Annotated in this window: 19 protein-coding genes; 7 read left to right on the top strand and 12 right to left on the bottom strand. The window is 48.4% G+C overall.

Annotated elements, in window-relative coordinates:
* The first annotated feature begins 254 nt into the window (after nucleotides 1-254).
* Nucleotides 255-1,067 (top strand): exodeoxyribonuclease III, encoded by an 813-nt coding sequence (gene xthA / locus UXZ23_RS00825; protein ID WP_320818766.1) that lies wholly within the window; start codon nucleotides 255-257, stop codon nucleotides 1,065-1,067.
* Nucleotides 1,068-1,168: 101 nt separating this feature from the next.
* On the opposite strand, the gene UXZ23_RS00830 is transcribed toward xthA, so the two are convergent.
* The 8 genes from UXZ23_RS00830 to UXZ23_RS00865 form a co-directional block, all read right to left on the bottom strand.
* Complete coding sequence (locus UXZ23_RS00830) at nucleotides 1,169-3,355, bottom strand: GLUG motif-containing protein (RefSeq protein WP_320818767.1); 2,187 nt, start codon at nucleotides 3,353-3,355, stop codon at nucleotides 1,169-1,171.
* A 154-nt stretch (nucleotides 3,356-3,509) separates the two neighbouring features.
* A complete protein-coding gene (locus UXZ23_RS00835; protein ID WP_320818768.1) occupies nucleotides 3,510-4,685 on the bottom strand; it encodes a hypothetical protein in 1,176 nt (391 codons plus the stop codon).
* A gap of 71 nt (nucleotides 4,686-4,756) precedes the next feature.
* Nucleotides 4,757-5,386 carry an energy transducer TonB gene (locus UXZ23_RS00840; RefSeq protein ID WP_320818769.1) on the bottom strand — a complete coding sequence of 210 codons (630 nt, stop codon included), beginning with the start codon at nucleotides 5,384-5,386 and terminating at the stop codon, nucleotides 4,757-4,759.
* Complete coding sequence (locus UXZ23_RS00845; RefSeq protein WP_320818770.1) at nucleotides 5,386-5,793, bottom strand: biopolymer transporter ExbD; 408 nt, start codon at nucleotides 5,791-5,793, stop codon at nucleotides 5,386-5,388. The genes UXZ23_RS00840 and UXZ23_RS00845 overlap by 1 nt, the downstream gene beginning before the upstream one ends.
* Nucleotides 5,786-6,328, bottom strand: a complete 543-nt coding sequence (locus UXZ23_RS00850; RefSeq protein ID WP_320818771.1) for a MotA/TolQ/ExbB proton channel family protein — start codon at nucleotides 6,326-6,328, stop codon at nucleotides 5,786-5,788. Before UXZ23_RS00850 ends, UXZ23_RS00845 begins: the two co-directional genes overlap by 8 nt.
* A complete protein-coding gene (locus UXZ23_RS00855; RefSeq protein WP_320818772.1) occupies nucleotides 6,318-7,733 on the bottom strand; it encodes a MotA/TolQ/ExbB proton channel family protein in 1,416 nt (471 codons plus the stop codon). The genes UXZ23_RS00850 and UXZ23_RS00855 overlap by 11 nt, the downstream gene beginning before the upstream one ends.
* Nucleotides 7,726-8,583 carry a DUF3450 domain-containing protein gene (locus tag UXZ23_RS00860; RefSeq protein WP_320818773.1) on the bottom strand — a complete coding sequence of 286 codons (858 nt, stop codon included), beginning with the start codon at nucleotides 8,581-8,583 and terminating at the stop codon, nucleotides 7,726-7,728. Before UXZ23_RS00860 ends, UXZ23_RS00855 begins: the two co-directional genes overlap by 8 nt.
* 89 nt (nucleotides 8,584-8,672) lie before the next feature.
* Nucleotides 8,673-11,627, bottom strand: a complete 2,955-nt coding sequence (locus UXZ23_RS00865) for an insulinase family protein (protein WP_320818774.1) — start codon at nucleotides 11,625-11,627, stop codon at nucleotides 8,673-8,675.
* A gap of 156 nt (nucleotides 11,628-11,783) precedes the next feature.
* Between UXZ23_RS00865 and UXZ23_RS00870 the strand changes: the two genes are divergently transcribed.
* The 6 genes from UXZ23_RS00870 (at nucleotide 11,784) to UXZ23_RS00895 (ending at nucleotide 19,743) form a co-directional block, all read left to right on the top strand.
* A complete protein-coding gene (locus UXZ23_RS00870; protein ID WP_320818775.1) occupies nucleotides 11,784-12,950 on the top strand; it encodes an aminotransferase class V-fold PLP-dependent enzyme in 1,167 nt (388 codons plus the stop codon).
* Between the two features lie 497 nt (nucleotides 12,951-13,447).
* Nucleotides 13,448-15,883 carry a DUF1592 domain-containing protein gene (locus tag UXZ23_RS00875; protein WP_320818776.1) on the top strand — a complete coding sequence of 812 codons (2,436 nt, stop codon included), beginning with the start codon at nucleotides 13,448-13,450 and terminating at the stop codon, nucleotides 15,881-15,883.
* The gene (locus UXZ23_RS00880; protein WP_320818777.1) at nucleotides 15,880-17,214 is read left to right on the top strand and encodes a DUF1552 domain-containing protein; all 1,335 of its coding nucleotides are present in this window, start codon (nucleotides 15,880-15,882) and stop codon (nucleotides 17,212-17,214) included. The genes UXZ23_RS00875 and UXZ23_RS00880 overlap by 4 nt, the downstream gene beginning before the upstream one ends.
* A gap of 11 nt (nucleotides 17,215-17,225) precedes the next feature.
* Entirely contained in the window at nucleotides 17,226-18,560 is a 1,335-nt protein-coding gene (locus tag UXZ23_RS00885) for an ankyrin repeat domain-containing protein (RefSeq protein WP_320818778.1), read from the top strand.
* Complete coding sequence (locus UXZ23_RS00890; RefSeq protein WP_320818779.1) at nucleotides 18,557-19,036, top strand: cytochrome c; 480 nt, start codon at nucleotides 18,557-18,559, stop codon at nucleotides 19,034-19,036. Before UXZ23_RS00885 ends, UXZ23_RS00890 begins: the two co-directional genes overlap by 4 nt.
* Before the next feature lie 32 nt (nucleotides 19,037-19,068).
* Complete coding sequence (locus UXZ23_RS00895) at nucleotides 19,069-19,743, top strand: cytochrome b/b6 domain-containing protein (protein WP_320818780.1); 675 nt, start codon at nucleotides 19,069-19,071, stop codon at nucleotides 19,741-19,743.
* Nucleotides 19,744-19,756: 13 nt separating this feature from the next.
* On the opposite strand, the gene UXZ23_RS00900 is transcribed toward UXZ23_RS00895, so the two are convergent.
* The 4 genes from UXZ23_RS00900 to mltG form a co-directional block, all read right to left on the bottom strand.
* On the bottom strand, nucleotides 19,757-20,101 hold the full coding sequence (locus UXZ23_RS00900) for a PilZ domain-containing protein (protein WP_015486810.1): 345 nt from the start codon (nucleotides 20,099-20,101) through the stop codon (nucleotides 19,757-19,759).
* Nucleotides 20,098-21,132 (bottom strand): DNA polymerase III subunit delta', encoded by a 1,035-nt coding sequence (locus UXZ23_RS00905; protein ID WP_320818781.1) that lies wholly within the window; start codon nucleotides 21,130-21,132, stop codon nucleotides 20,098-20,100. The genes UXZ23_RS00900 and UXZ23_RS00905 overlap by 4 nt, the downstream gene beginning before the upstream one ends.
* Nucleotides 21,129-21,761 carry a dTMP kinase gene (gene tmk, locus UXZ23_RS00910; RefSeq protein ID WP_414491373.1) on the bottom strand — a complete coding sequence of 211 codons (633 nt, stop codon included), beginning with the start codon at nucleotides 21,759-21,761 and terminating at the stop codon, nucleotides 21,129-21,131. The genes UXZ23_RS00905 and tmk overlap by 4 nt, the downstream gene beginning before the upstream one ends.
* 53 nt (nucleotides 21,762-21,814) lie before the next feature.
* The coding region (gene mltG / locus UXZ23_RS00915) for an endolytic transglycosylase MltG (RefSeq protein ID WP_320818783.1) at nucleotides 21,815-22,954 on the bottom strand (1,140 nt) is incomplete at its 5' end.

Here is a 22,954-nt window from a genome sequence, read left to right on the forward strand (position 1 = left end):
TTTTTGATTATTGTAAGAAGGCATCGAGGATACCTATCTGGCGCAATTTTGAAAAGCGCCCGCAACGCTCGCGGTATAGTAAAAAATCCAATCATTGTTTTCATACAACAATCTAGTTATGCGATAAACCGACTGAGCCGCCCCCTCAAAAGCATCGAATATTAAAACACCTCCAAAACCACTACCCAACTAACAGTTCCATTCTGACGTGGTTATTCCTATCATCATGGCCTTAGAAATTTAAGGATCGTCTAATGGCCAAGATTGTGAGTTTTAATATCAATGGTGTGCGTGCTCGGCCGCATCAACTAGAAGCCATTCGTGATCAGTTAGATCCCGATGTTGTCGGCCTTCAAGAGACTAAGGCTCACGATGAAGTATTCCCGTTGGCGGATATCGAGGCGCTGGGTTATCACGCGGAGTTCTTTGGTCAGAAGAGTCATTACGGTGTGGCGTTGCTAAGCAAGCAAGCGCCTGAGTTTGTGCAGAAGGGTTGGCCGTGGGCGGACGAGGATGCTCAGCGACGTGTAATTCATGCGGCCTACCGTATTGATGGAGAACTATGGCACGTCATTAATGGTTATTTCCCGCAAGGTGAAAGCATTGATCATGAAACCAAGTTTCCTGCAAAGCGCGCATTTTATGCCGATTTAATGCGCTATCTGAATGAGACATTTACGCCGACGGATCGCGTTGTAATTATGGGCGATATGAATATTTCGCCAGAGGATAGCGATATCGGTATCGGTGATGTGAACCGCAAGCGTTGGTTAAAAACGGGAAAATGTAGTTTTCAACCGGAAGAGCGTGAATGGTACGAGCGCCTATTAGCTTGGGGTTTAAAAGATTCTTACCGTAAGCACTACCCTACCAGTAACGATATCTTTAGTTGGTTTGATTACCGCTCAAAAGGTTTTGAAGACACGCCAAAACGCGGTCTGCGTATTGATCACATTTTGGTTACCGAACCGCTGTATCAAGCCTGCACTGCTGCCGGTGTTAGTTACGATATTCGTGGAACAGAAAAGCCTTCTGATCACGCGCCGATTTGGTCAGAATTCAAATAACATCTATTGATTTTAAAATTCAATTTAATAAAAAAGAGGCTGCGATTGCAGCCTCTTTTTTTGACAGTGATTACACTATTTTTATTAATCAAAAAGTTAAATCAATTAGCCTGCAATACCGGCAAATCTAAATTTGAGCCAAAAACCCAAGGGGTTATTGCAGCCGTCGCACCATTATTGTCATCGTCGATTGCATCCCAGCCATTGTAGAGTGTGTTACCAACAAAACAGCCGGTGTCGTCTGCAGCTTCTGGGCACTCAAGCTGCGCAACGGTTGCACCAAGAGTTTCGGTAATGACACCTTCATCCTTGTAATTAAGCCCTACACCAGATGCCTGACCTGTTACGTCGGTCGCCCAATAACTAGAACTCAAAGTGAATTCGCTGGCGTAACCAATCAACCCACCAACACGGTAAGTACCAGACACAGCGCCAGCAGCGTAATTACTGCTAATGTTGCCAGCGTTATACGTAATTCCAACTAAGCCGCCGACATTATCGTCACCGGTCACAGAACCGCTTGCGTAACCACTATTTAATAGGGAGTTTTCGATATAACCGACAACGCCACCAACAAACGAACTGCCAGTCACGGCGCCTGCAGCATAACTGGTGCTCACCTGAACGGATTCGTAAACCAAGCCAATTAAACCACCAACGTAATCACGACCAGCAACATCACCTATGGCATAACTTTGCTTAACCACGGTTGAATATTCAGCATCGCCGACCAAACCTCCTACGACATCATTACCGACGACAGCACCCGTTGAGTGGCAGTTTGAAATTTGCGCTGAGTAATAAGCACCGCCAGCTAAAGATCCGACATAATCGCGGCCAGTAACACTCATTAAATCACCAGTAAGCACGACATTAATCAACGTTGCGCCGCTTACATAACCGAACAGACCGACATCATCTTGAGTTTGTCGATTGATATAGAGATTGCGAATTTCGAAACCATTGCCATCAAATGTCGCGGAAAATGGCGTTTCAAAATTTCCAACTGGCTGCCAACCTAAATTAGAGCCGTCGCCTGAAGGGTCGTAGTAGCTATCACCTGCATCCAATACGCCATTGCCGTTGGTATCGAAATCCAAGTCGCTGGTCAGTTCGTATCCATTACATACACCGCCAGGACAACCCGCAGCGCTAGGGCCATCACCCTTATTGCGACCGGTGCCGTCGGGTTGATTTCTTATCCAATCCAGCTGTTCTAGCGTCGCAACGTCAATAACACCGTTATTGTTGTTATCAACATCGGCATTATCACCAACACCGTCGTTATCGAGGTCGGTTATTTCAGTGCTGTCATTTGGGAAAGCATCTGCATTATCACCGACACCATCACTATCAGTATCGGCAGTTTCCATTGGGTCCTCTGGAAATGCATCGGCGTTGTCGCCTGTGCCGTCCATATCGCTATCTGCCCACTCAGAGCTATCAGTCGGAAATACGTCGGCGTTATCACCGACACCATCATTGTCAGAATCTAATGTTTCGCTTGAATCATTAGGAAATGCATCGGCGTTATCGCCAGTGCCGTCCATATCACTATCAGCCCATTCAGAACCGTCAGTAGGGAATATGTCTGAGTTATCACCGACACCATCGCCATCAGAATCGAGCGTTTCGTTAGCGTCGTAAGGAAATGCATCGGTATTATCACCAACGCCATCCATATCACTATCGGCCCACTCACTTGGATTATTGGGGAATGCATCAGTATTATCACCGACACCGTCCATATCGGTATCAACCGTTTCTATCGGATCTTCGGGGAAGGCGTCGGCGTTATCACCAACACCATCTTCATCGGTATCTGCCCATTCGCTGGCGTCATTTGGGAATGCATCTGAGTTGTCGCCAAAACCATCTTTGTCGGTATCAATAGTTTCTGATGCGTTAAACGGCAGGTCATCGGCAACGTTACCGACTCCGTCACCATCAGTATCTTTCGTTTCGGAAGGGTCATTAGGAAATACATCCGCATTGTCACCAACGCCATCGCCATCCGAATCTAATGTTTCTTTGGCGTCATTTGGAAAGGCATCGGCAAGATCGCCAACACCATCACCGTCGGTATCTTTGCTTTCACTTGCATCATTGGGAAAAGCATCTAACTCGTCTGGAACGCCATCGCCGTCGCTATCCGGATTTTGCGCAGATAGATCTGGAGTAGGTGCGATAATTATGGCGGAGTCAGCTGTATTGTTACCATCACCACCACAAGCGGTAAGGACCAATGTGCAAACGCTCAAAAGCAGGAGGTGACGAGTTTGATTCATAGAATATCCATTTATTGCAACACGACAAAGACAACTAACTAAGCTAAGGCGATATTACCAATTTTGTTAAAATTTGTAATCAACGCAATGTAGACGTTTCTAGCGTCACAACATGACAGACGCATGGTTAGTGCGGATTCCTAGGTTTCTTTGCTTATTCTGGTAAATAAGCGAGCCACTGCCGGGCTATAACCGCACTACTTGGCACCCCCAGCGCTTGTTGAAAATAGCGGCGAGCGGTGTTTTCGTCGCCGCTATCGAAGGCGCAACCGCCAACCATTAACAGTCCATCGCCTTTTTTGTTGGATTCGATGCCTAATTCCTGCGCTTGGCTGAGAAAGCCTTCCGCTGCTACGCAATCACTGCGGCGCACCGCGAGCTGCATGGCATAAAACGCCAGTTGCGGGTCATTGGTTTTGATTGCTGTTTGGCTTAACACGTTCGCGGCATCGTCATCTTCACGACCAAGCTGCCACGCTGTTGCCAGCAATTTCATATTAGCTTCGCTATCGCTCACGGTTAATTTCTTGTCGTTATCCGCCAACCATTGTTGCAGTAACCGTGCAGCTCGTTCCGGCACACCCTGCGCAATAAGCAGCTGCGCCAAAGCAATCAGTGAGCCTTCTTGGGTTAGATACCCGCCAGCATAGCCTAACTCTAACACCGCCAACTGCTGCTGCGGCTGCTCTAGCAATTGGTACATGGATGCGCGCTGTAGCCAGTAATTCTCGTTATTTGGATTGAGAGTTGTGAGTTGTCCAAGAGCCTGTGCGGCTTTGTTGTAACTTTTAGTTTGGTACAAGGCTGACGCCAGCATCACCAACCAGTTTTCTTCCGGTAGCCCCTGCAGAGCAACTTGGATATTGATCGCTTTATTAAGCCAAGGAATGGATTCGCCATAGCGCTGTTGTAGTTGCAGACAAATCGCCAGTAGCGCATAGGTGGATGGCGGAACGGCTATGGTCTGGCTCTCAGCAGTGGCAATAGCCTTAGACAGTAGGCTTTCAGCCTTTTTAGTTTGCTGCCCTCTTCTTTCTTGGCCTGCCAAATAAATCTGCGCCAAATTACTACTAAGGTTGAGCTGTTGATCCGGCGGTAAGGCATCCAAAGCCAAGGCGTTTTCCAACGATTGCTCAGCATCGGCCATGCGTTCTTGTGCTAGCGCAATTTGCGCCTGCATCTGATAGCTCAATGCCAAGCCCAACCCAGGATTCAAGTCTTGAATCAATTTTTCAAGAACACGGTCTGCACCCGACCAATCACCGTCACTCATTGCCGTTTGCACTTGTTCCAGAGTGCGATACGTTGCAGGCGATAGCGAATCAGCCATGACGGACTTGCTTAGGCAAAGAAAGAGCAGTAACGATAGGAATGCGTATCGCAAAGTTCGAATATCCATCGTTATTTGCTCTGCACGAAGTCGATAGTTTGCGTTGCCTGTTGCTCTACAGCAACACCATCAACCACCTTGGGCTTGAACTTGTAGCGATACATAGCGCGAATCGCTTCACGTTCGAAAATACCGGCAGGTTCAGCCTTAACAACCTCAACCTGAGTAACCGAGCCATCAGCACCAATACTCAAACGCGCGGTCACATACCCTTCTATACCACGCATTTTCGCCTTAGCAGGATAGGTGGCAGGCATTCGCACCAATGGCATAGCATCAGAATCACCAACCCCAAACCCGGCAATCCCAGCGTCACCACGAGAACCACCCCCCACGACGAACGAGGGTGTGAATTGCGGCATATCAACCAAGGATGGAGTCGGTGGCGTTAGTGTTTGCGCGGTGGCTAGTGGTGGTCGTGGCGGTGGTGCATCCGCCGGTGGCGGCGGCAATTCGCGCTGGCGAGTGCGGGTCTGGCTATCGTTTTGCTGCCTGATAAAGTTGATTTGCGCTGAGTTATCGGCGCGCTCGTAGGTTTGTTCAGGCGCAAGCACCATACGGCTCATTAACCAAAACAAACCAGCGACAACCAAAGTTCCTGCCAACAGAGCAAGCGGGATTCGCAACCAGCCAATCACCATTAGGGGGCTTCTCTTGCAGCAATAGAAATATTAGTTATTCCGGCTAATCGAATTTGGTCCATCACTTTTACTAGCAAGCCGCTAGGGGCAAATTCATCTGCTTGAATAATCGCCGCGCCTTCGGGATTGTCGGCTTTCATGCGTTCGATATTGGCCCTAACGGAGCGCACATCAACCACGCGCCTGTCGATCCAGATTTCGCCATTAGCACGAATCGCTACCAATAAATTGCTGCCCGTTTTTTGTTCGGCCGTTTCTGCACTCGGGCGATTAACGGTGATGCCGGACTCTTTTACAAACGAGGTCGTGACAATAAAAAAGATCAGCATAATAAAGACGATATCGAGCATTGGCGTGATATCGATATCCGCGCCGTCGGCATCGTTATTAACGTGACGTTTAGCCATGATTGCCGCCCCGCAGTTCTAGCCCTTGGTGCGAACTTAAGCGTTCGTTTAGATGCCGTTCGTTTCGGGTACTCAAGCGTGAAAATCGCGATTTAAAATACAAGCCAGACAAGGCCACTACTAAGCCCGCCATCGTCGGCAATGTAGCTTGAGAAATACCAGAGGCCATCGCCCGCGCATTGCCCGTGCCTGTCACCGCAAGTACATCAAATACGCTAATCATGCCCGTCACTGTGCCCAACAAGCCCAGTAGCGGACACACAGCGATCAGCACTGCAATTAGCGACAGCCAACGCTCACCCTGTGCGCGAAACTCGCTTAACCAATATTGGCGAATACGTCGAGCCTGCCAGCTTTGATGCTCGCCTCGTTGCTGCCACCGCTGCTCTAGCTGTTGCATTAACTGTGGTTGATCGCGATAGAAAAACCACAGGCGTTCTAAAATCAAACTCCACAACAGCAGTGCAGCCAACAGCACGCCATATAAGACAAAACCGCCGCGGGCGATAAACTCGCTTAACCATTCAGGCAACATGCGACTTCTCGTTTGATTTCTCTAACGCTTCTGCCATGAGTCCTGCTGATTGTTCATCCAAAACTTGCACTAAAGCACGGCTGCGCGACGCCACCCAGTTGTGCATTAGCAATAACGGAATAGCGACTATTAAGCCGAGCACCGTGGTGATCAAGGCTTGGGAAATCCCGGCAGCCATCAACTTGGCATCCCCTGTACCGTAAGTGGTAATCGCCTGAAACGTCGCGATCATGCCAGTCACAGTACCCAGCAAACCGAGCAAGGGCGCAATGCCTGCTAATAATTTAATAATGGATTGGCCGCGTTCTAATGCCGGCAACTCGCGCAATACCGCTTCGTTCAAACGCGCTTCGATTAACTCGGCATCGTGATTGAGCGGAATATCTTTTGCGACTAACAAGACGCGCCCAAGGGCGTTGTCGACGGTTGGCGTGAGCATGTTCGCTCGTTGCTTGCTGACGCCACGGCCAATCAATCCCAGCATGGCAATGCGCCATAACGCCAATAAAATACCAGCTGCGCCTATGACAAGAATCAGGTAGCCCACTTCGCCACCCTGCTGAATCCGTTGTTTCCACGTCGGGGCATCCATCGACAGCCCAAGCAAGGCACCTCGGCTGGGATCAAGTGCGACGGCAGCAAAACCGTTAGATGCGCTCATGGGGTAATCGCTGAGCAAACTGGCTTCATCAGGTTGTTGCACAGGCTGCGACAGCTGCTTCAGCTCGTCATCCCATAATAAATAGCCAGGTTTTTCCGCAAGCGGATCTGTAACCACGTTAAAAGCGCCAAAGCGCACGACGGTTTGCTGGGCCGTTGTGCCATCAAGCAAGGTAACCGGCGCGGTTAACTGGCGAATCTCGCTGGCTCGGGTAATTTCCAATTGAAAGGTGTGCCACAGTGCTTCTAGTTCTGGGATGGCAGGCAAGCGTTTGGCTTCCGCCAACGCATTAAGATCGGCAGGATAACCGCCATCAATGCGGGTCAGGCTAGTGTCTAATACCGAATGCAAATCCCCTGCAACTTGGCGTACCACACCAAACATTTCGCCTAGATTACCGGTGCGCAAACGCAAGGCTTCAGCGGCTTCTTGCAGGGCTTTGTCGTTGCTATCGAATTGCTCTTTTAGGGCTTGGGCACGTGCTTTTTCAGTCGCAAGTGCTTGTTTGGCCGCTGTTAGCAACTCGGTTTGCTGTGCAAGATCCGCTTTGAACGCGGCTTCACGTGCGCGATTGATCTCTGCTTCCGCGCCCTGCCACTGATTGGCACTGGTTAAGAGTTCGATATTGGCGTTTCTAATGTTCACCGCATCGGTATCCGCGGCTTGAACGGCTGAAGGCAATGCTCCGGCAAGCCCGAGCACGAATAAAGTAGCGAACGAGACTCGACCTAATGGCTTAAACATCACCGCCCTCCTTGCTTGTATTCTCCGCTTCACCTTGAACAAGCGGCGACGCTAACGGCACGGTAATTAATTGCGGGGCTGTGGTTTGGCGCGCGACCTTAAAGGCTTGCTTAATATCGGCCAGCATGTCGCTCGGAAGTTCGCGCCAGGCATTACTGCTCATAAGCCAAGTCCAAGCCTGCTGTTGATCCTGGCTTAAACGATACAAACCAATTCGACCGACTCGGAGCATGTCGTAGGCTTGGCCGTCTACTCGCTCGCGATAAGCCTCAAGGGTGCGTCCGTATTCATGTTCAATCTGAAAAGCTTCGAGCACTCGGCGGTATTTTTCTGAAACGGATACATCGGCGCGCTGAAGCATGTCCCGCAGTAGCGCTATCCGGCTTTGGCGTTCATCTAACAAAAACGGCAAGCCTTGTTCTGTGTTACGTTGCAGGTCGTCGATCATGCGTACCATGAGCGGCAATATGCCCTGCTCAGTTTGATCAATGGCTGCTATCTGCGAATCATAACCTGCCAGTTCTTCTTGCTGATTGGCAACGATAAGCGCCATCTGCTGATTGTATAACCGCAACTGCGCGACTTCGCCCAATGCTCGGCGAGTATCCGCCAAGCGCGACAGTGTTGCGTCATCAAGCTTTTCTATTCGTGCTTGCGATTGTTGGCCACTGCGATCCGTTGCTTTAATGATGCTCAACGATGTATTGGCATCAGTGGTTGCAGCTTGTAACGAGGTGACTGGATTTTGCGGTTCCGCCTGAGCTGCGAGAGTAAACATAAAGCCGATTAAGCAGCCGATGCGCAAACCCCGAGAAGTCGGTGGCAACGCCAAGTGATTGAGCCTTTTCATACCATGCCTGTATTTGTGCCTGTCCGATATAAACAAGCCGGCATTAATGCCGGCAGTGTCATTTGGATTAATCTGCTAAATCAATCTGCTTAATAGTCGGTTGCGATCAAGCCTAATTTAGCGGCCATTGCATCCGTACCGCGTGGCGCCACAACAGCCATACTGCCATCTTGGCCCTGCAAATACTGCTTGGCCACGCGCTGCACATCGGCCCAACGAGTGGCTAGCAAGCGCTGGCGATACTCTTGGCGTAATGCATATGTGCGACCGGTCTTATCCATATGGTACGCCTGCTTAGCCTCACCTGCTGGCGAGCCCGGGCGATCCATGCCGCCGATAATACCAAGTATCGCCTGCTCAACCAGCTCATCGCCATCTTTGCGTTCCAGCACCCAGTCGATAGAGTTACGGAACTCGCGGAAAGTTTCTTCAACACGCGGATCACGATACGAATAGAACTTGAAGCAAGCCAAACCGGAGTCTTGAGTCGCGCCAGCACCGTATGCTCCACCTTGCTCACGAATAGCTGTGTGCAAATAGCCGTTGCGCAATACGCCACCTAATACGGCTAAAGGCGCAGCGTCTTCGTGCGTCATGGTAACGGTCGATATCGCCAAGGCGCAGAAGTTGACCTGTGAATCGACCATCCAATAGGTCGAGCTTGCCACCGGCGACCATTCAATTTGGCTAGCGGCTAATTCACTAACACCCGTCCAGTTTCGACCAAGACTACTAACATGACTTTCTGCAGCTTGTTCATCGTGAACCAACAAGGCGGCATCCGGTGTCGTGCGCAAGCGACCAAATACGTCGCTCATCATTGCACTGATTGCACCAGCGCCGTCTTCCTTCGCTTGCTTGGCACGCTGTTTCACGCGCAGAGTTTGCGGCAAGCCTGCCAGCTCATTCATGAAGTTTGCAGTGCGGTTCAGCGGTGCAGCGGCAAGCGACATCGCCAAGGAATGGCCACCACCAGTGATGCCTTGCTCTTTGCGGGATTTGGCGTGATTCAATAAATCCAACAAACGCTTTTCTTCATTAAAAACAGGGGCTTGCCATGTTTCTTTCATCAAGTTACTAAAGGCGTCCGCTTGACTGCCAAGCGCCTTGCCCGACATCACAAGATAACCCTCGATCTTATCGCAGTCGGATATATTCGCCTTCATCGACGCGTAGGAAGTTAGGCTACCTACGATGGCCGTTTGACGTTGCTGTTGAGTTAGATAGTCGTGACCGCCCGCGCCAACTTCAGTCCAAACCTGAGTGAAGTAAGGCAACCAGCTAAGTTGTTCTGCGGTTAACGCTGGCAGCTCTGTCATCAACTGTTGGTAGATAATGCCGTTGGTTCCAGTAACGTATTCAGCCGTAGGTAACCCAACCGTATGCTCTTTGCTCGGCGCAACATAGCTTAAATCCGGCTTCACATCATCCAGCGTTACCTGGGGTAGCAAACCCGGATCATCTTCTTGTTCTTGACGTTCTTTTAAGGCATTAGCTTGTGCCTGGACGGCAGCGATATCAGCGTCACTCATGCCTGCTTTCATACTTTCTAGACTTGCCTGCTCAAGACGTTTAGCTTCAGCGTTCAATCCGGCATCAGGCTTCAAAGTAAAGCGCACACGATGGCGATTATTCAGCAACAGGCGTGTTACGGCTTCTTGCATAAATTGAGGGTTTTGAATTTTTGCACGCAAGCGCTCAAGCGCTGGATCAAGGTTCACTAAGGCAACTGGATCACCGTAGTGAATCGCCGCAGGCAAGGCGTTAAAAATTAGCTGCAAGCCATAAGGGTAGCTGTCGCCACCGATTTCACGCTGGTGCAATTCGAGCTGGTGCAACGCGGCTTCGATGATATCTTGGGCAACGCCCTGCTCGGCCACTTCCTTCAAGGTATCCAACACCAGCTGCTCAACGGCGGCTGCATGCTCTGGCTCGCTGCCTTCGATGCCGCACATAAAGCTCATCTCGCGGTTGGAGTCTTCCAGCCCGCACAGAGGCGATGGCGAGCCACCTAATTCGGTTTGTTCCAGTGCTTTGCGCAATGGCGAGGCGCTGTTATCCAGCAATACCTGGCTAACAAGATTTGCTTCAAGCTGGGCATCCAAATCAATCGAATCACCCAATAGCCAGCCGATAACATGATGGGTTTGCGCACTCACGTCATCGCTATCGACGCCGTAAGCAGACTCAACCGCTACCGGTGCCGCGTAACGTTTTTCTGGCTGCACATGCCACTGAGTATCTTGGCGTTCAAAGCGGCTTAACGCTTGGCTATCAATTTTGTCGTGCAGCGCCGTCACATCCATATTGCCAAAGGTCATGATAATGGCATTGGATGGATGGTAATGGCTGCGATAGAACGCAACCAATTCGTCGTAGCTTAAGTCGGTAATCGCGGCTGGTTCACCACCACTGTTGTAATGGTAGGTCGTGGTCGGGAATAAATAGCTACTAATGCCCTGCCAAAGCTGCGATACCGTCGATGACATCGCGCCCTTCATTTCGTTAAAGACTACGCCTTTATATTCTAACGGCGACGCTGGATCTTCATTATCGGTCAATTCAACGCGATGACCTTCTTGGGCAAAATCGAGTGGATCTAAACGCGAGAAAAATACCGCATCCAAATAGACATCAAGCAGGTTATCGAAATCTTTAGCGTTTTGTGAAGCAAATGGATACGCGGTCCAGTCGCTACTGGTCATGGCGTTCATAAAGGTATTAAGCGAGCGGCGCGTCATCATGAAAAACGGATCGCGCACCGGAAAACGCTCACTGCCGCACAAGGCTGTGTGTTCTAAAATATGCGCCACACCCGTTGAGTCGTGTGGCATGGTCCGCACCGCTACAAGAAATACATTTTCTTCATAATCCGACTGCATATGAAAATGAACAGCGCCGGTCTTTTTGTGCTGATAACGATGAATAACAACATTGAGCGATTCAACCGGAGTTGCATCCAAATGAAGAAACGCGGGGTTGCGGGAGATTTCGAAATTCTGGCCAGTAACGGTGCTCTGAGTCGATTCGGGTGTCTGCAACATGGAGTCTCTGCTTATCCTTGTATAGTATGAAGCGTATCTTAACAGGTGATGACGCGTAACTTAAACGTCAACAGTACGCAGGAAACACGTGAGCTACAACGACAAGATTCCCCATATCACCACAGCGAACGGTAAATGAATTTAGGAGATAGCTAGATGACGCGCGATTCAAGGAAGGTCAACCACCGCGAGACCGATTGGTGGAACGAAGAATTCCCAGTCAATCAAGAATGCATATACCTAAATCATGCGGCTGTTGCACCTTGGCCAGACCGATCACGTAAGGCCGTTATTGAGTTTGCTAACGAAAATGCAGGGCTTGGCGCTAGCCATTACCCCGAATGGATTCCTACGGAAAACCGTCTTCGTGAAAATCTTGGATTATTAATTGATGCCCCTGCCGACAATATCGCGTTGGTCAAAAACACCTCAGAAGCACTTTCTTTCGTTGCGTATGGGTTGGATTGGAAGTCTGGCGATGTCGTAGTGATTAGCGATCAAGAATTCCCCTCAAATCGTATCGTTTGGGAATCGCTCAGCAATAAGGGAGTTACCGTTAAGACCGTCAGTGTTGATGGCGATGATCCTGAGGCAGAGCTGATAGCCGCAATACAACAATCCCCGCGTTTAGTATCTATCAGTGCAGTGCAATATGGCACTGGCATTGCGATGGATTTAAAGCGTATTGGCGAAGCGTGTCGCGCGCACGGCGCACTGTTTTGCGTCGATGCGATTCAAGCGGTAGGCACAGGTCCATTCTCAGTTGCGGATATTCAGGCTGACTTTGCCATGGCTGACGGTCACAAATGGTTGCTTGGCCCTGAGGGGTTAGGCTTCTTTTATGTGCGCCCTGACGTTATGGATCAATTAGCGTTAAGTGAATTTGGCTGGCACATGGTAGAACACCTAGGAGACTACAGCCGCAAAGATTGGCAACCAGCAACAACGGCACGTCGTTTTGAATGTGGCAGTCCAAATATGCTCGCCGCGTTTGCGTTTGCCGCAAGCACAGACTTGTTGTTAGAGGTCGGCTTGGATGTCATTCAAGAAAAGATTGCCAGCAATATCGCTTATCTGCGCAGCGGCTTAGAAGGCATTGGAGCGAATATCTTAACGCCAGTTCACGCCGAAGGCCGATCAGGGATTATTACCTTTCGTTTTTCACATGTCGACAGCGAAAAACTTTATCGGCAATTGATGGGGATTGGTGTTGTGTGCGCTAGTCGCGGAGGCGGTATACGTTTTGCTCCGCACTTCCACACCACTAAAGAAGTATTGGATGACGCATTGGATGCTGTAACGAGATTAGTAAATCCTAATTAGTTGATTTAAGCCGATTGTCGCACAGCAGTAATTGCGACAATCGGGCTAAATTAACACGTAATTATTAACTTGCGCTCTTACTGCCGAATAAACGCTTTTAATAAGTTCGACTTCATAACATCCTCTGTATTGGCCGTATTTCATTGCACGAAGTGATTCACTCGGGTGTGAATTTCGGCGGAAGTCTATAACAAATATAGCGAGGCGCCACAGGTCTGATTGGTCCGTTTGTTTGGGTTTCGTATTGGTGCAGGAATCCATTTATCGCACCAAAAGCCATCGTTTAAGTCGTTTAATTACCTACCTAGCCCATTCAAGAATATTAATAAAATCCTTCTAAACTATTGATTTTATAGCCCTCTAAATATGACTACTGATTTATCTGACCAATAAGTCAAGTTTTGGCATTGAAGATGCAATATCGGCGATTGGGCAATATCGCCCTTTCTGCTACTGGCCAAGGATGTTGCCAAACTGCGCTTATTTTAGAGGCAAGAATGAAGGTAATACTTGGCCCCCGTCGGTTTGACTACGACCGAATGAGTAGTTTCCGCACTTGTATGTGTATCACTTACATCGCAGTAGCTTCTACATTCTGTGGATCATTTACCGCGCAGGCGGCAAATCAAGCATTAGAAGCCGACGAGTTTTTAGATACCTATTGTTCGCGCTGCCATAACGACGAGCGCATGTCGGGCAATTGGTCTTTATCTATGGTGCAAGCCGAGAGCGTAGCTAAGGGGCATGACCTTGGCTCGTGGGAAAAAATACTGAGTATGATTACGCGCGGAGAAATGCCGCCAGTAAACAAACCACAACCCAGCGCATCCGAGCATAAAGAATTCAGTTCATGGCTTCAGACGTCACTCGACAACTACAGCATTGAAAATCCTAACCCAGGCCGCTCGACCATTCGCCGCTTGAATCGTGCCGAATACAGTAATGCCGTGAGAGATTTACTGGGACTGGATATCGACATTAAAGATGAATTACCCGCAGACGACTCAGGGTATGGTTTCGATAATATTGCCGATGTATTGACTGTTTCGCCAACTTTAATGGAGCGCTACATTCGCGTTGCAGGCAAAATCAGCAAGCTTGCGGTTGGGTTGGGGCCCAACGAACCATTTTCGACGATATATACACTGCCTAAAGATGGTTCAATTATGAATCAAGGCATCCCCTCATATAATCATCGCATGAGCGACTACCTACCGCTAAATTCACGTGGTGGTGGCGAATTTTCGTACTACGCTCCGCATGACGGCACTTATAAAATTGGAGGATATTTAAACGCAAATACCAATAATGAAGTGGATCGCTTACTAGAAAATTACGTCAGTATAGAAGTGCCATTGAACGCAGGTCCGCACCACATTGGCATGACATTTCGCAAGCGGCTTGCCTTGGATGAAACAGTGCAAACGCTTCACAACACAACTGACATCGTTGTATTGCCGACGCTCCCCCCCACAAGCATGACGCTAGACTTTGTCGTCGATGGTGCTCGCGTCGGCAGTGTAGATGTGTCGTCTTATTATATGACGCCTCGGTTTGCTCAAGTTAATTTCTTGCGCGATGTGTTAGAAATGAATATCGATGGACCGTTCAATGCTTCAGGCCCTGGTAAAACACCAAGCCGCGATAAAATATTCTATTGTCTTCCCGAAACGGCTTCAACAGAAGATGAATGCGCAGAAGAAATAATCACAAACTTAGTGCAGCAAGCCTACCGCCGGCCTGTTAATAAAAGCGATACACAACCACTTTACGCTATTTATAAAGACGTCAAAAACGACGCGGATTTCAACCATGGCATTGCGACTGCAATTCAAGCTCTACTGGTTGCACCGAGCTTTCTGTTTTTGTTTGAACAAGATCCAGAAGATAGCAAGCTAGGAACAGTACACCCTGTTAGCGATGTTGAATTCGCTTCGCGTTTGGCCTTGTTTTTATGGAGTAGCCTGCCCGATGACGAATTGCTAGCGGCTGCTAATAACGGTGTACTGCGCCAGCCGAAGATTTTAAAGCAACAAGTTAATCGCATGCTAAATGATGAACGAGCAATTGCATTAACCAAAAACTTCGCCGGCCAGTGGCTTTATTTACGAAATCTAGAATATCAACGTCCGGACGTTTTCGAATTTCCTGAATTTGATGTGCCACTACGCCAAGCCATGTTAGACGAAAGTGAATGGTTCTTTGCCGATATTGTGCGCAACAATGCCAGCTTGCTTAATTTTATTCGCAGTGATTACACGTTTATTAATGAACGACTAGCGCGGCATTATAATATTGAAAATGTCAGTGGCCCCGCGATGCGTAAAGTAAAGCTTTCACCTTCTGATGGTCGCGGTGGCTTACTTGGCCAAGGTAGTATTTTAACGGTCACTTCATACGGCAATCACACCTCTGCTGTTAAACGTGGAAAATGGATTCTCGATAATTTGCTCGCTGCTTCACCTCCGCCTCCTCCACCCGATATTCCTGCACTAATAGCAAACCAAGGTGGTAAAGAATTAAATGCCCGAGAACAAATGGCAATACATAGGGAAGACCCTGCTTGCGCCGGATGCCATTCCAAAATGGACCCTCTAGGGCTTTCTCTAGAAAATTTCGACGCGGTTGGTGCATATCGTCAATACGATACGGGCCGAATAATTGATTCATCGGCAGTTATGCCTGACGGCACGCAGTTTGAAGCGCTGGGCGGGCTGCAAGATATTTTATTGCAGCAAAAAGACCAATTTACTCAAGCATTTACTCAGCGATTATTAACCTACGCTTTAGGACGTGGTCTAGAGCCTTACGATCAACCTAAGGTTAGAGCCATTGCCAAAACCGCCGCTGATGACAACTATCGCATCCAAACTCTGATTTTAGCCATTGTGAATAGCGAACCATTTAATCTACGCAGGACACCTGACGCATGAAAGACACTTTATCAATCAGCCGTCGTTCACTTCTTCGCGGGCTTGGTGCGAGTATCGCTTTGCCACTATTGGAGTCGATTGCACCCGTAGCATACGCAAACACCCTTGAGAATAAACCCAAACGCCTCAGTGTTTTTTATACGCCAAATGGTATGAGCATGGATAGCTTTACGCCATTAACTACAGGGATGAATTACGCTATGACACCCATATTGGAGCCGTTAGCAGCCTATCGGAATCAATTTACTATTATTTCCGGTTTAGCTCATTACAACGCCAGTGCACTCGGTGATGGCCCGGGCAGTCATGGTCGCAGCTGCGGTGCTTACCTCACTGGCGCGCACCCTAAACGAACAGAAGGTTCGGATTTACAATGTGGTATTTCCATGGATCAGGTCGTAGCCAATCATTTTGCTGCCGAAACACAGTTAGCGTCACTTGAGCTTGGTATTGAGCCTTCTAGCTTACTTGGCAGCTGCGACATTGGTTATAGCTGTACTTATACCAACACATTGTCGTGGCGCAGCCCTACCGTCGCGCTTCCCGTAACCGTAAATCCGCGTGATGTATTTGAACGTTTATTTGGCGATGGCATGGCGCTAGACGAAGAAAGCAGGCAGGCTCAATTTAAACGTAAATCAAGTATTCTCGATTTTGTACGCGAAGATGCCGCGCGATTAACTAACAAGATGGGGATGAATGATCGACGCAAAATGGAAGAATATTTAGCCTCTATTCGTGACGTTGAACGTCGCATCCAGAAAGCCAGCTCGCAAAAAATAGACACAAGTGCTGGCGACTTAATGATGCCGGCAGGCATTCCAAACTCGTTCGAAGACCACGTGAAGATAATGATTGATCTACAAGTTTTAGCATTGCAAACGGACATGACGCGTGTTTGTACATTTATGCTGGGACGCGAATTAAGTAATCGTACCTATCCCGACATAGGCGTACCCGACTCACATCACAGTCTCAGTCACCACGGCGGCAATCCAGAAAAAATTGCCAAGCTCGTTAAAATAAATCGCCATCATATGGAACAGTTTGCCTACTGCCTTGAGCGTATGAGTTCAACCAAAGACGGTGAAACAAGTTTGCTCGACAGCACTTTATTAATGGCCGGAGCGAGTTTAGGAGAACCTAATGCACATGACAACATGAACCTACCCGCCATTATTGCAGGCGGAGGCCTACAAGGTAATCGACATATTGCCGTCGAAAAAAATACACCGATGTGTAATTTAATGCTGTCGATGATCAATAAGCTAGGCGTGCCAGCTGAGTCGTTTGGAGATAGCACGGGTCTTTTACATGAGCTGTCAGCCTAGGATTTAATGCCATGACCTCTATGTTAAATATAATTATTTTTTCAGTTTTTTATGTCATAAGTTCAGCTGCCTTGGCCGCCAAAAAAAATGATAGCGAAGAACTTCTTACTGCGATCCGCCTAGGAGACCCCAACAAGGTCGAGTATATTCTGGACAATGGTAGCAACCCGAATCAGCTACTAGCCGATGGTTCAACGCCATTAGCCTGGGCTGTGGAAAGTCAAAACCCAAGCAGTGTAAAAATACTGATAAAGCATGGGGCGAAACCTAATTTACAAAATTCTGCAACGACCTTCACGCCATTGAGTCTGGCTTGCCAGTACGGTCACAATGAAATAATTGAATTACTACTCAAAGCGAAAGCAAATATCAACGCCATTGACAGTGAAGGTATTTCGTCATTTTCTCTTTGTGCCGGCACCGCCTCGAGCAAAATCATAAAACGCATGCTAAAAATGAAAGCAGACATCCACTTGAGCGATAAAAAAGGCCAAACGCCACTAATGAGAGCGGCTGCCTACAATAAAATGGATACAGTAAAGTTATTAATTAAACACGGCACTGATATTGATCAGGTTACTAATGCAGGGTTTACTGCTTTATTCTTCGCCGTTAAAAGTGGTAAACCAGAAACAGCTTTAACGCTGTTAGCTGCTAACGCCGATCTCAGTCATATTGGCCCAGAAAATACCACCTTGGTGCAACTAGCTATGTACCAAAGCAATTATCTTATTGCTCAAGAATTAATAAAACGAGGGGCTGATCTAACGGCATTCGATCGCAATGGGCAGCAACTATTGCATGCTGCTGTGCTAGCTAATCAACCTGCACTGGTTCAACTATTGATAAATAAGGGAGCGGATTTAAATATCCCAACAGGAGAGTCTCTAGTTAAATGGCGCTATGAAAGCAATTTCAAAACCGCGCCCTACGACCCACCATTCACCCCAGCGATTCTTCTCGCTGCACAGCATGGCTATGGCGAAATAATGAAGATGTTAGCCAGTGCTGGCGTTGATATAAATGTTACTTCCGAACACGGTAACAACATCACTCTCGCCGCTGCAGGCAGTAATAATCCTCAAGCTTTGGCAACGGCCCTTGCATTATCACCCAATGCCAATATCAGCAATAATTATGGCCAAACCCCGCTGCACATTGTACTTGAAACAAGTTCCAGCGATGATCTGCACCAGATGCTAACCTTACTTGCACAGCATGGGGCCAATGCCGACATCCCTAATAGTAAAGGTGTCAGTGCAATGGATATAGCCACAGCCAAGGAGTACAAAGGAAAAGCTACATTTGCGGCCGTATTTCAACACTCTCTAGAGGAAGCTTTATGAAGAATTCGTATTTCTTGCGACACACAGCCGTTATCGGTATTGCTCTTACCTTGTCGTGCAGTGCCATGACCTCATTTGCAGCTGATGCCTCTTCGGCAGCAGACGTTATTGATACTCGCCAACACGGATTTAAAAAAATGGGAGGCGCCATGAAGGTTTTCCGCACCCAGCTTCGTGATGATACTCCTGATGCTAATGCCATGAGCGGTGCTGCCGGTACGATAGCGCTATACGCTAAAGATGTTTCTACTTGGTTCCCTGAAGGCAGTGGTTCTGACTCAGGCTTAGACACAGATGCGCTCGATTACATCTGGAAAAATCCAACCAAATTTGATGGATACAGCCAAGACCTAGTAAGGACATCGCAAGAGTTAGTCGAAGCAGTAGCTAGCAACGACAAAGGATCCATTAAAGCTGCAGTTGTTGCGGTTAAAGATAGCTGCTCCGACTGTCACTCTAGCTTCCGTGCTGACTAATATTGCTTAGCCGTTTGGAAAAAAGTAGATCTATGAGTCAAAACAACACGTCACTACAACCCGTTTGGGATATTCCAGTGCGCCTTGGGCACTGGCTAATGGTTCTGTTATTTGCTGTCTGTTGGTGGAGCGGTGAAAATCACGAGATGACATGGCATCGCTACGCTGGATATGGGTTGCTCGGCATTGTGTTGTTTCGACTGTATTGGGGAGTTGCTGGTACACGTACTGCACGATTCTCGAATTTTGTTAGCTCTCCGAAAGCTGCATTAAATTATGCGCGCACTCATATTTTTAAATCGAACTATGATGAGAATCGCCCGGAAAAAGCCGGACATAATCCATTAGGCGCATGGAGCGTTATCGCCTTACTAGGTTTTATCCTTTTGCAAATTGGCTTGGGATTATTTGCTGTCGACGTCGATGGTTTTGACGGTGGCCCATTAAGTGACTTTGTATCATATGACACTGGTAGGCTTTGCGCTGAAATTCATGAAATAAGCTTTGGTATCTTGATGACACTCATCGTTGTGCACATTGCTGCAATTGCCTATTACAAGCTAGTGCGCAAACAAAACCTAGTGCCAGCCATGATTCATGGCAAGGCCCACATCAGTCAATCAGAAGCAATTAAGGCAACGCCGTGGTTGCGGGTATTGGTCGGCGCAGCGGTCGCTGCGCTTATTGTCTGGATAATAGCCAAGTAACCCTTGGCTATTATCACATCGTATGGGTCATTCGATCAGATTTAACGGCACCCGCTAAATAAGTTTCTATTTTGCCGCGAGCAATTTCATCATCACCCGTAAACTGCACGCCAATACCTGCAACTTTATTGCCCTGAGCGCCCTTTGGTGTCACCCAAACAACCCTACCTGCAACTGGGATTTTTTCCGGCTCTTCCATCAACTTCAACAACATAAATACCTCGTCGCCAAGTTGATACTGTTTACTGGTGGGAATAAATAACCCACCATCGCGAATAAACGGCATATAGGCTGCGTATAAAACAGCCTTATCCTTAATAGTCAGAGATAAAATACCGCTGCGGCCACCTAAACTCATGCCGAACTCCCAGACTTTTGAATGAGTAACGCTTGCCAGTCGAGTAATAAAGATTCGACCAACAACATCTTATTATGATGACTAGCACCAGACAGCAATTGCCCGTTAGTTAGCCGTAATTTGTCTTGCAAGGTTATCAGCTTTATTTTGTCGGTCATAGCGTAACTCGACAGTTCTGTGACGGCATTGGCATAGAGTAAATGTTCATGTGGCACTTGCATCATGGCCTTCATGCAATCACAGGTTAAGCCGTAAAACCAAGTGATAATATCGCCCAACTCGAACTTACTCCAGCCGTCGGCAACCGTTTGCAATGGTGCAGAACCTTTTGACCATTGAAGTAATAACTCAAGCCAACGCTGCTGCGTATCGCCTGCGGCTCCGGAAAGCCAATCACGAGCCGCTAACGGCGCGTTGTTATTCATGCGTAAAGCATGCTCGGCGATTGCCGTTTGTACGCCAGTAGCGGTTAGCCACTGCAACGCCATATCGGCATTAGGTGCCGCCAAGGCTAAACGCTGACAGCGACTACGAATAGTCGGCAATACAGAACCAAAGCGCTCAGTTTCAAGCAACAAAAAGCTCTCACCCGGCGGCTCTTCCAAGGTTTTAAGTAAGGCGTTCGCAGCGTTTGTATTCATCACTTCAACAGGGCGGATAATAACCACTTGGCAGCGACTAATTTGCGGCGTCTGCGAAATAAAGTCATTGATATGACGCACCGTATCAATGCGAATTTGTCGACTGCCCTCTTCTGGCTGACCAATCTGAAAATCAGGATGACTACCCGCCGCCCAAAGTTGACAGCTATGACATTGCCCGCACGCATCATCGCTAGGATTTTGACACAACAACCAACGCGCAATGTGCAATGCTAGGTCGTGCTTACCAATGCCCTTTGGCCCGGTAAGCATAAGTGCATGAGGTAAACCGCTGTGACGATGACGCTTGATGAGATCGGCCCAAACCGACTGCTGCCAAGGCAACACCGCGCCATTAATCGCGTTATGAGTGGCTGCAGGTGTAATCACACCCATTCCTCAAGAAGCATGACCACTTGTGTTTGCACATCAGCCAAAGGCTGTGAGGCATCAACTATTCTAAACCGTGTTTCGCTAGCGGCCAGCGCCTGAAAACCTTGCTGTACACGCTCAAAAAATGCACGCTGTTCTACTTCGAAACGATCCGTTTCTTCACCTGCGGATTGGCCGCGCCGCTGCGCCCGCCCCATGCCAACATCCAGCGGCGCATCCAGCAGTATGGTTAGGTCAGGCTCCAGTCCTTGCTGTACTAATTCTTTTAAGGCGTGAATGGTGGTTTGATCTAATCCTCTACCGTACCCTTGATAAGCAATGGTGGAGTCGGTAAAACGATCACACAACACACAAGCTCCGCGCTCTAATGCTGGTTTAATAACCTGCAGAAGATGTTGAGCGCGAGCCGCAAATACCAATAGTAGTTCGGTAAGTGGCTGCATGGTTTCGCCGTGATGCGCTTTCAATAGATCATTACGAATACGCTCCGCAATCTCAGTACCACCCGGTTCGCGGGTTACGATCACTTCGAAGCCACGTTCATGTAACCAGTGTGCTGCAAATTCGATATTGGTCGACTTGCCGACACCCTCGCCACCCTCAAATGTAATAAACCGACCTTGCATGGTGTCATTCGTCATAATGTTGATTTCAAATTCGCTAGTTAACAGTAAAACAATTACTGCTCTGTTTTTGGAGCCGAACGATAATCTTCTCGGCGTCGCATTTGATATTTTCTTACCGCAGAGTTATGAGCCGCTAGCGTCGCAGAGAAGGCATGTGAGCCGTCCCCCTTAGCAACAAAATATAGAGATTCACCATCTTTTGGATGCAGCGCAGCGTCTATGGCCGTGCGCCCCGCCAATGCAATCGGTGACGGCGGCAAACCATGGCGACGGTATGTATTGTAGCGATTACTGCTATCGCGCAAGTGAGTTCGAGTTAAATTGCCATCGAACTCTGGACCCAATCCATAAATCACGGTCGGATCGGTTTCTAAACGCATATTTTTTTGTAACCTACGCACAAACACGCCTGCAATCATCGGCCGTTCGTAGGCTGCGCCCGTTTCTTTTTCAACGATGGAAGCCATTATCAAGGCCTGATAAGCATCGCGATACGGCAAACCAGAAGCCCGATTCTGCCAAGCTTCCGCGAGATTGTCCTGCATTCGCTGATACGCCTGTAGGATAATGGCAGACGCAGTCTCATGGCGCTGATACACATAGGTATCTGGGTATAACCAGCCTTCTGGATTGCCTTGAATACCAATAACCTTAGCAACCGCCTCGGTGGTCAATGGCTCGATATCTTGGGTTAGATGCGGTGCTTTCGCGATAACAGCAAGCGCTTCCCGTAGAGAGCGTCCTTCGATCATAGTTAAGCGGTATGTAACGGCTTTAGCACTGGCAAGCAACGACAACAGCTCGCTGTTTGTCAGTCCTGCTGGGATGTCGTATTCGCCAGGGCGCAATACGCGAGTTTGCTTAGTTAAGCGCGCAGTTACTCGCAACAGTAACGCAGAGCGTAACCAGCCGTCATGCTGCCAGCGCTCCGCCATACTGGTCAACGTATCGCCACGCTGAACATCAATACGAACAGAAGAATTATTTAGGTTGGGCAATTGCCATAACCAATATGCTGTAGCGCCAAGCCCGCCAATTAGGACAAAACTCAGCACCGACAAACTGATAAGCCACTTACGAAAACTATATGTCGATTTTTTATGTTTTGCAGATGCTTTATCGGAAGTCTTTTTAGATCGGTCGCGCTTTGTCAAAACAATGACTCCAGAGCATTTTGCCATTGTTGGGCTTGA

The organism is Thalassolituus sp., assembly GCF_034111725.1.
Taxonomy (GTDB): Bacteria; Pseudomonadota; Gammaproteobacteria; order Pseudomonadales; family Oceanobacteraceae; genus Thalassolituus.

Coding starts and splice junctions, on each gene's coding strand:
- xthA (WP_320818766.1), top strand. CDS start 255: ATGGCCAAGATTGTGAGTTTTAATATCAATGGTGTGCGTGCTCGGCCG.
- UXZ23_RS00830 (WP_320818767.1), bottom strand. CDS start 3,355: ATGAATCAAACTCGTCACCTCCTGCTTTTGAGCGTTTGCACATTGGTC.
- UXZ23_RS00835 (WP_320818768.1), bottom strand. CDS start 4,685: ATGGCTGATTCGCTATCGCCTGCAACGTATCGCACTCTGGAACAAGTG.
- UXZ23_RS00840 (WP_320818769.1), bottom strand. CDS start 5,386: ATGGTGATTGGCTGGTTGCGAATCCCGCTTGCTCTGTTGGCAGGAACT.
- UXZ23_RS00845 (WP_320818770.1), bottom strand. CDS start 5,793: ATGGCTAAACGTCACGTTAATAACGATGCCGACGGCGCGGATATCGAT.
- UXZ23_RS00850 (WP_320818771.1), bottom strand. CDS start 6,328: ATGTTGCCTGAATGGTTAAGCGAGTTTATCGCCCGCGGCGGTTTTGTC.
- UXZ23_RS00855 (WP_320818772.1), bottom strand. CDS start 7,733: ATGTTTAAGCCATTAGGTCGAGTCTCGTTCGCTACTTTATTCGTGCTC.
- UXZ23_RS00860 (WP_320818773.1), bottom strand. CDS start 8,583: ATGAAAAGGCTCAATCACTTGGCGTTGCCACCGACTTCTCGGGGTTTG.
- UXZ23_RS00865 (WP_320818774.1), bottom strand. CDS start 11,627: ATGTTGCAGACACCCGAATCGACTCAGAGCACCGTTACTGGCCAGAAT.
- UXZ23_RS00870 (WP_320818775.1), top strand. CDS start 11,784: ATGACGCGCGATTCAAGGAAGGTCAACCACCGCGAGACCGATTGGTGG.
- UXZ23_RS00875 (WP_320818776.1), top strand. CDS start 13,448: ATGAAGGTAATACTTGGCCCCCGTCGGTTTGACTACGACCGAATGAGT.
- UXZ23_RS00880 (WP_320818777.1), top strand. CDS start 15,880: ATGAAAGACACTTTATCAATCAGCCGTCGTTCACTTCTTCGCGGGCTT.
- UXZ23_RS00885 (WP_320818778.1), top strand. CDS start 17,226: ATGACCTCTATGTTAAATATAATTATTTTTTCAGTTTTTTATGTCATA.
- UXZ23_RS00890 (WP_320818779.1), top strand. CDS start 18,557: ATGAAGAATTCGTATTTCTTGCGACACACAGCCGTTATCGGTATTGCT.
- UXZ23_RS00895 (WP_320818780.1), top strand. CDS start 19,069: ATGAGTCAAAACAACACGTCACTACAACCCGTTTGGGATATTCCAGTG.
- UXZ23_RS00900 (WP_015486810.1), bottom strand. CDS start 20,101: ATGAGTTTAGGTGGCCGCAGCGGTATTTTATCTCTGACTATTAAGGAT.
- tmk (WP_414491373.1), bottom strand. CDS start 21,761: ATGCAAGGTCGGTTTATTACATTTGAGGGTGGCGAGGGTGTCGGCAAG.